The 203-nt window shown below is 69.0% G+C and carries 1 pseudogene; it reads left to right on the top strand.

The features are described from left to right. Positions 1-203 (top strand): annotated as a pseudogene (locus AC3A4Z_RS22670) (HNH endonuclease signature motif containing protein); the annotation flags it as partial.

The raw sequence follows: 203 nt of genomic DNA, 5'->3' as shown, positions 1-203 counted from the left end.
AACTGGCGCGAACGCCACCACCCCGAATCCCTGGAGAAACGCCACGCCAAGTGCGCCGCCGACCGCCGGATGGAATACACCCCGGACCGCGACGGCATGGCCTGGATTTCCCTCTACCTCCCCGCACACCAGGGCTCAGCCATCTGGAACCGCACCACCGCCATCGCCCGCGGCCTCCAAGGCCCCCACGAACCCCGCACCAT

It is taken from the genome of Arthrobacter sp. Soil_C_49 (assembly GCF_057656635.1).
This window is presented reverse-complemented; position numbering and strand designations above follow the sequence as displayed.